At 54.1% G+C, this 7254-nt stretch carries 10 protein-coding genes; 3 read left to right on the top strand and 7 right to left on the bottom strand.

What is annotated here, in order from left to right; genetic code table 11:
• Positions 1-88 precede the first annotated feature (88 nt).
• Genes QZP87_RS01655 through QZP87_RS01635 form a run of 5 tightly spaced genes read right to left on the bottom strand, consistent with a single transcriptional unit; the run spans position 89 to position 3053 of the window.
• On the bottom strand, positions 89-943 hold the full coding sequence (locus QZP87_RS01655; protein WP_291321183.1) for an NAD(P)H-hydrate dehydratase: 855 nt from the start codon (positions 941-943) through the stop codon (positions 89-91).
• Positions 931-1476, bottom strand: coding sequence for a DUF3343 domain-containing protein (locus QZP87_RS01650; RefSeq protein WP_291321182.1), 546 nt, complete (start codon positions 1474-1476; stop codon positions 931-933). The genes QZP87_RS01655 and QZP87_RS01650 overlap by 13 nt, the downstream gene beginning before the upstream one ends.
• On the bottom strand, positions 1473-1691 hold the full coding sequence (locus tag QZP87_RS01645) for a sulfurtransferase TusA family protein (protein WP_008869670.1): 219 nt from the start codon (positions 1689-1691) through the stop codon (positions 1473-1475). Before QZP87_RS01645 ends, QZP87_RS01650 begins: the two co-directional genes overlap by 4 nt.
• 17 nt (positions 1692-1708) lie before the next feature.
• Positions 1709-2797 (bottom strand): YedE family putative selenium transporter, encoded by a 1089-nt coding sequence (gene yedE, locus QZP87_RS01640; RefSeq protein WP_008869669.1) that lies wholly within the window; start codon positions 2795-2797, stop codon positions 1709-1711.
• Positions 2787-3053, bottom strand: a complete 267-nt coding sequence (locus QZP87_RS01635) for a hypothetical protein (protein WP_291321181.1) — start codon at positions 3051-3053, stop codon at positions 2787-2789. Before QZP87_RS01635 ends, yedE begins: the two co-directional genes overlap by 11 nt.
• Positions 3054-3443: 390 nt before the next feature.
• Between QZP87_RS01635 and QZP87_RS01630 the strand changes: the two genes are divergently transcribed.
• Both QZP87_RS01630 and QZP87_RS01625 read left to right on the top strand, forming a co-directional pair.
• Positions 3444-3680, top strand: a complete 237-nt coding sequence (locus QZP87_RS01630) for an AbrB/MazE/SpoVT family DNA-binding domain-containing protein (protein ID WP_291321180.1) — start codon at positions 3444-3446, stop codon at positions 3678-3680.
• Positions 3673-4071: a type II toxin-antitoxin system VapC family toxin gene (locus QZP87_RS01625; protein ID WP_291321179.1), complete on the top strand. Its 399-nt coding sequence runs from the start codon at positions 3673-3675 to the stop codon at positions 4069-4071. Before QZP87_RS01630 ends, QZP87_RS01625 begins: the two co-directional genes overlap by 8 nt.
• A gap of 74 nt (positions 4072-4145) precedes the next feature.
• Here the strand turns inward: QZP87_RS01625 and QZP87_RS01620 are convergent, their stop codons facing one another.
• Positions 4146-4376, bottom strand: a complete 231-nt coding sequence (locus QZP87_RS01620; protein WP_008869665.1) for a type II toxin-antitoxin system HicA family toxin — start codon at positions 4374-4376, stop codon at positions 4146-4148.
• On the bottom strand, positions 4376-4651 hold the full coding sequence (locus QZP87_RS01615) for a type II toxin-antitoxin system HicB family antitoxin (RefSeq protein WP_291321178.1): 276 nt from the start codon (positions 4649-4651) through the stop codon (positions 4376-4378). Before QZP87_RS01615 ends, QZP87_RS01620 begins: the two co-directional genes overlap by 1 nt.
• Before the next feature lie 393 nt (positions 4652-5044).
• Between QZP87_RS01615 and QZP87_RS01610 the strand changes: the two genes are divergently transcribed.
• A complete protein-coding gene (locus QZP87_RS01610) occupies positions 5045-7123 on the top strand; it encodes a M1 family aminopeptidase (RefSeq protein WP_291321177.1) in 2079 nt (692 codons plus the stop codon).
• The last annotated feature ends 131 nt before the right edge of the window (positions 7124-7254 follow it).

The raw sequence follows: 7254 nt of genomic DNA, 5'->3' as shown, positions 1-7254 counted from the left end.
GGCGTTGGATGAATGTTGTCCGGCATGAATAAGTCGTGCTGGTTATGAAACAAAAGCCTGGCAAGCTAAATAAAGTTCTGGTTAATAGTCAGCCAGCTTCCTGCATAGCTCCTGCCAGACATGGCAGCAGGTGGCCTATACTGTAGGCCGGGGTGGGCCGTCCCAGTACCCCGAGATGCCTGTTGGTCAGGGCTGACTTATGGCAGGCCGCCGGGATGTCCTCGCCGGCCATAAGCCTGGCAGTAACAATGCCGGTAAGGCTGTCGCCCGTACCTCCGATGGCTTCCATGGCCGCCACCGAGGGCTCGGATACAGTGCCAAGTATCACGTCATCCCGGACGATATAGTCCTTTGCTCCTTTGACCAGGAGATGCCTGGCCGCATTCTGCTCGCTGTAAGCCCTGGATATGTATTCCTCCACCTTGGATTCGTCCTCCAGTAGAAAGCCCCGGGTATAAAAGGGATGAGGTGCTGTCTCATCGGCCAGAAAGCACATCTCCCCGATGTCCGGGGTAAACAGATCGTAATCGGCTGCAAACCCGCTCATCTTGGCCACGTACATAAACCCGGCATCAGCCACGAGCATGGCTGAAGGCAGTTTTTCCTGGATGGCCCAGAGCACCTGGTTGTGCCAGTAAATATCCGGCAGCAGGTAATGAAAGGTAAACCCTTCAACCTCCAGTTTGTCCACCATCTCCACCAGATGGGCGTACAGAGCTCTGCTGCCCTGCCCGTCACCGGTATCCCCCACCAGCATGACGTGCGGCGGGGAAAGGCCCATCTCCCGGGCGGCCATGGCTGTAAATGCGGCCAGGGCCGGTGTGCCCCGGGCGATTTTAACCTCCCTTTCCTGCACCCTGAGACTTTGGCTATGAATCTCCACAGGACCGTGAACCAGGGGGAAGTCTTCTTCAGGCACCGTGCCCACAATCAGCCAGGACATCTGCGCTTCATCTCCTCATAGGCCAGCTGCAGGGAGTAGCCGCACAGGGTCCGGCCGAACCTGCGGGGCTCCGGGGCCTCATGCAGAGGCCTGCCCACCAGCTGCTCAGCCAGAAAGGGCACGTCCGGACATCCTCCGCCCGAGACATTGACTATCTTGAGGCTCTGCCTGTCCACAGTGATTTTCATATTGGCCGCCCTGACCATGAGAAAATCACCAAAGTCCCTGATGTTGTAAAGAGACACCGGTTCTAAGAGGTGGTCCTGAACAGCTGTGACCTGAATGGGCTTTATGCGCTTTTCTTCCAGGATGTCTAAAGCCTGCAGCTGATGCATTATAGGAAACTCGATGACCATGTCACAGCCGGTCTGTATCTCAGGAGGCGGACCCATGACCCTGACGTCTAAGCCCGCCTCGCTGAGATGGGATTCAGCCTCGATAACCTCGCTGGTATGGTGAAAAACCAGGATGCCTCTTTCGGATACGCCCCTGGTCTTTTTTGCTTTGCCGAATATGCCTTTTAAGAAGTTCATTTTTTCCTGATAACAATGCGGAAATCTTCGTCCATCTCCTCGGAAACAGCCACCTGGTAGCCCTTGCTTTCAGCAGCCCTGCCCACGTTTTCCCGGCTGGCCTGATTGTCCACCAGGATCTCTATTTCGGATTCACCTGTATTCTGAATGGCCTCGGTTGTCAAAAGAACCGGCTGGGGGCAGGCAAGCCCCCTTGCATCCACTTTGTGCGCCATGATGAAAACTCCTTTGGCTATTGTTTTTTCAGGTTGGCAAAACCTATGGCCAGACACACGGCCAGGCCGATGATGGCAGCCACTGCCCCGTTGTCCCCCAGTCCGGCCGGAGAGCTGGCCAGGCCCCAGTTGTGGGCCAGGGCAGCACCCATGATCATGCCCAGAACAAATACTGCAGCGTCGCTGTTGCCCTCACCGGACATGAACAGCTGCCTGCCCGGGCATCCTCCGGCCAGGGCAAAGGCCAGTCCGGCCACCAGCATGCCGAAGAAATTCCAGAAAAAGAGGTTGTGGGCCACAGGCTGGCCTTCAAAACCAGGATTGAACTGACCCAGGGCCAGGTTGACCACAAAGGCCACCACCAGAAGAGCCAGAAAACCGGCCATGAGATGGGTCTGCCGGAACAGGATGAGGTCTCTTATGGCCCCCATGGTGCAGAAGCGGCTGCGCTGGGCCAGAAAGCCAACAGCCAGGCCGATGGCCAGGGCAATGGCCAGGGGAGCGTATGCAGCCCCCGGTCCGCTCAGGGAATAGAAAAGAACACCGCTTTTATCCTCACCTTCCAGGGGCGGGAAGATGAGCCGCAGGGCCAGAAGGCCCAGCATAATGCCCGGAAGCATCAGCCCGGTGGCTATGGACTGCTTGTAGCTGCGGCCCAGGTTGTAGCCCTTTCTGAAGAAAAGGGTTCCGATGTACACCCCTGCTGCCAGTCCCAGCAGGCCCAGAACAGCGTTGCCGTCCCCACCGGCCAGGCGCAGGATTGCCCTCCAGGGGCAGCCCAGGAAAACCAGGGCTCCGATCATGGCCACCATGCCCAGGACAAACCTGGTCATGGGGGCTGATCCGCCGCTGGGCTTGAACTCTTTGAATATGAGCCCGGCAGCCAGAGCCCCCAGGACAAACCCCAGGATTTCCGGGCGCAGGTATTGAACCACTGCAGCCCTGTGAATGCCTATGGCCCCGGCAATGTCACGCTCAAAGCAGGCCACGCAGATACCCATATTGGCCGGATTGCCCAGGTACTGCAGAAGCGGGGCCAGGATGCCGATGATAACTCCCACGGCCACGATCCCGGCCAAGGTGGCAAAAATGTTTCTACTGCTCATCTCCCCCTCCTGTTGATTGTTTGTCTTGACTGGAACCAAAGGGACATGGAAGCTCATCCGGGCTGAAGGTATGCTCCACCTGGCAGAATGGACACCAAGCCTCAATTCTGCCCTTAAGGCACCTGTTGCCGGAAGAGTCGGAAACCGCTGTCAGACTTCCATCAACTTTCCACTTAGAGGTTGTAAATTCCGCCTTCTGCTCCGGACAGACAAATATAAGTTCCATGCCCATTACCGCCTGATTGCTCCAAATCATTTCCAGTTCCAGCGCGCTATAACGATGGCAATGTACTGAATTTTTAAAAACAGTGTCCAATACATATTATTAATAGATTCCGGTGTTTCGTATTGAAAAAAGCTATAGGATTTCAAGGAGGGTTTACTAAGAGCCGGATATCACTACAGCGAAACTTCAAAAATTTACAACCTGTCTCAATTGGGGACAGGCACTTTTGCCGTTTGATAACTTGCAATTGAACAAAATAACAGGCGGCAAAAGAGCCAGTCCCCGGAGGTCAATATATAAGTTTCGCTGTAGTGATATAAATCTCAGCTTAGAGAGTGCGGCAGGAGAGGCTTTTTTACGTTGACATGTTGTCAGCTGTGTTTTACGCTTTTGGCAAAACGTTTTACGTTGGAGGCGGATATGCAGTCAATATTTCGAATATCAAGCAAGGGGCAAGTGATCATTCCTGCGGAATTACGCAAGAAGCACCACCTTGAACCCGGAGCTGAGATCCAGTTTTTAGAATACGGCGACATCATCTGCCTGGTGCCTGTCAAGGGCGATCCGGTCGTCGAAGCTTATGGTTCTTTGGGCTCGGAGCCTTCCCTGGCAGAGGAACTTGCACGGGAGCGCACAAGGGATTTTGCAGATGAGTAAGCTGTTGTTCGACAGCTTTGCCCTGCTATGTTTCCTGCAAAAAGAGCCGGGAGCTGATAAAGTCAGTGAGCTGCTGCAGCGGGTCGTGAGCGGGCAGACAGAAGGGCTTATCAACGCCATCAACGTCGGCGAGATTATCTACCTTACCCAGCGCCGTTTCGGCGAACAGAAGAAACTGGAAACCTTTATCCACCTGAAACGCCTGAAGCTCAAGATTCTGCCCTGTCCAAACGAGCTGATTTACCGTGCAGCTGAATTCAAGGCCCGCCATCCAATTTCTTATGCCGACGCCTTTGCCATGGCTTCCGCCCTGGAAAATGATGCTCCTGTGGTGACCGGTGATCCAGAGTTCAGGCAAGTCTCCCACCTGGTCAGGATTATCTGGGTTTAGACTGAAAAAGAAGGAAGGATAAGAGCATGTATTTTTAGCTTGATTTGCTGGTATGGCCAGCTGCAGGTCTGAATTTATATTCTTGCCATTAGTTCAAAGTATGTTTCTCTAGACATGCCCGCAGTCTGCATGTTGCTTTTTATTATATCAATATCAATCTCGTCATATTCTGGTATCACTACGGCACGTTTTGCTTTCGGGCATCTTAAAATATGATGCGAGCCTTTTTTCCTTATGTAGGTGCAACCGAAAATTTCGAATATTTTCAATTGAGTGCGCCAGCTGGTGGGATAAAGCCTGGGCATCAAACAACCTGCATCTCGAAGCTTTCAGAGCCGATCATTTTTGCCTGGGGTGTTGCTGTACCCGTGTCTTTATCAAAGTCGTATCCACACTCTTTCAGGTAGTCGTCAAGCGTGCCCATCAGCGACATTTCTTCAAACTGAATCTGCATCACTTCCAGCAGGTTCTTTTCGGCTTCATCCCTTGTTGTGCCCTGGGAGATAAAATCCAGTTCAGGGCATTTTGCCAAAAACCAGTCACCCTTTTTCCAGATATGGATCGTAAACTGTAACTGCATATTGGTTTACCTTGTACTAAAAATGAGTTGTTGAGTTTAGCCAACAAAAAAAGGACTCAGATTAATATCGGTTCCGTGGAAAACAGTTTCCCCGGAAAGCGTCTCCATCGGCCTTGCTCGTAAGCAAGTCTGCAGGCTAATGTATAAGGAAAATATCATTTATAACGAACCACCCCCGGCCTCCTCCTTAACCAAGGAGGGGAGCAGACCGTGCTCTGCATAAAATGACATGCTTGTGTGAAAGCAACATTCTAAAATAAAATTGCATTTACTTGTCAGGATTAAAACCATCTGGCTGCAAAGTAAGTGAAAAAAATATGCCAGTCAACTGCGCCTTGGGCCAGGAAGCTTCCTGCCTTGCAATCCCGGCCATTTGAACTTAAAAAGACCTCTATGCAAAAAATAATATTAACCACCACTGCCGTCCTTCTGGGCTTCGTAATGATTCTGGCCGGCTCGCCTGCCATGGGTGCAGACAGGCATGTGCACCACGAGCTGGAGATAACTCTTGTGCCGCAGGAGCAAAAACTCGAAGGCAGGGCCCGGGTGAGTCTGCCTGAAGCTGAAAGCAAGCAGCGGCTGCACTTGAGTCCTCAGGCCCGGGTGGCAAGTGTGCGCCTCAACGGACAAAAGCTGGAGCACAGTTTCAGCCGGGGTGTACTTGAGGTCGAGATTCCCCGGGAAGCTGCAGGCTCCAGGGCGACTCTGCAGATCGACTACGAAGCCGCGTTTGATGATGAGACGCCCGGCCCTGCCATGCATACCGAGGACCCAACTTACGGGGTAGCAGGAGCAATTACCAGGGAGGGAGCCTTTCTGTCCGGAGGCAGCGGCTGGTATCCCGATCCCCGGCAGGGACCGGCCACCTGGGATTTACGGGTCCAGGCCCCTGCTGGATACCTGGCCGTAACCGCCGGCAGGCTCAAGGAGCATACCACTGGGGAGGATTACAGCCTGTCAAAATGGCAGGTGGACGTGCCCCTGCCCAGCCTGACAGTCTCCGCCGGACCTTATGAAATAAAAACAGACGACTCCGGTGATGTCCCGGTGAGTACCTATTTTTACCCTGAAAGCCAGGACCTGGCTCACGACTATCTACAGGCCGCCCGCAGTCATCTGGACTTTTTTCAGGCCATTCTGGGTCCATACCCCTTTGAAAAGTTTGCAGTGGTGGAAAATTTCTTTCCCACCGGATACGGCCTGCCTTCATGGACGCTGCTGGGCAGCCGGGTGATCCGCCTGCCCTTTATCCTGGACACAAGCCTGCCCCACGAGATCGCCCATTCCTGGTGGGGCAACGGAGTCCGGGTGGATTACAGCCAGGGCAACTGGTCCGAGGCAGTGACTACATATGTGGCCGACTACCTGCTTCTGGAGCGCGAATCCGAAGAAGAGGCCCAGAAGTACCGCCAAAGGCTCGTGCGTGGCTTTTCTTCCCTGGTCAGCCAGGACAACGACTTTCCACTGGAAGAGTTCACTCGCCGCGACAGCCGCGAAAGCCAGGCCATAGGCTACGGCAAGGGGGCCATGGTCTTTCACATGCTGCGCTCAGAGGTGGGGGAGCAGGAGTTCTGGGAGGGACTAAGGCGCATGGTCCGGGAATACATGTTTGAATCCGCCGGGTGGAGTGATTTTGCAAGGGTTTTCTCAGAAGTGGCGGACAAGGACTTAAAGCCTTTTTTTGAGCAGTGGGTGCAAAGACCCGGTGCCCCTTATATTTCCCTGGAAGACGTGGATGTCTCCGGGTTGCCCGGCAGGTGGACCATCAGCGGGACCATCAGGCAGGAAGAGCCGGTTTTTGACCTGCGTCTGCCGGTGCATATCGAGACCCCCACGCGCCGGCTCGTGCATAAGCTGCACCTGGACGGCAGGGAAACTACCTTTGAGTTCCAGGCCCGGTCCAGGCCTTCAAAGTTCATGGTTGACCCTTACTCCGACGTGTTTCGCCGCCTGCACCCGGAAGAAATGCCCGCCACCGTGGAAAGGGTGCGTGGCTCCAGAGATCTGAAGGCCGTAGCCGCACAAGGTATGTCTGAACAGGAGCTGGAAGCGGCCCGGATGCTTTTGCAGACCCTGAACCGCCAGGACGTATCCGTCATTAGTGAAGACGAGGCAGGGGATAAGGACCTGCTGGGCAGGGATGTACTTTTTCTGGGCATGCCTGAAAAAGAATTGGCCCGGGAGAATTTTGAGCAGTCGGATAAGGCCTCCATGCAGCAGGGCAGGTCCTTTTTTGAGCAGAAGTCCCTGGACGACCCGAAAAACGCCTTGTTCATGGCTGTGAACCCAGGCCAAGACCCGGAAACAGTCTGGGCGTATTTTCTTTTTGGTTCAGAAGAATCAGCCCGGGATGCTGTCCGCAGGATCGGGCATTACGGCTCTGAGAGTTATCTTCTTTTCCGGGATGGTGAAAACCGGGCCAGGGGCACCTGGGAGAAGATGGATCTGCCCCTGCAGTATGATTTTGAATAAAACACAACACAGGAGTCCAGTATGAGCTGCAGCTTATCCAGTCAGCAGATTGAAGGCGTGACAGCCTTTCACGGCCACTGGTGCCCGGGACTGGCCATCACCTGCACGAGCGGTACAGGAGGTACAGACCT

This window comes from Desulfonatronospira sp., assembly GCA_003563255.1.
Taxonomy (GTDB): Bacteria; Desulfobacterota; Desulfovibrionia; order Desulfovibrionales; family Desulfonatronovibrionaceae; genus Desulfonatronospira.
Note: the sequence above shows the minus strand (reverse complement) of the source record. Positions and strands in the feature narration are given on the sequence as shown.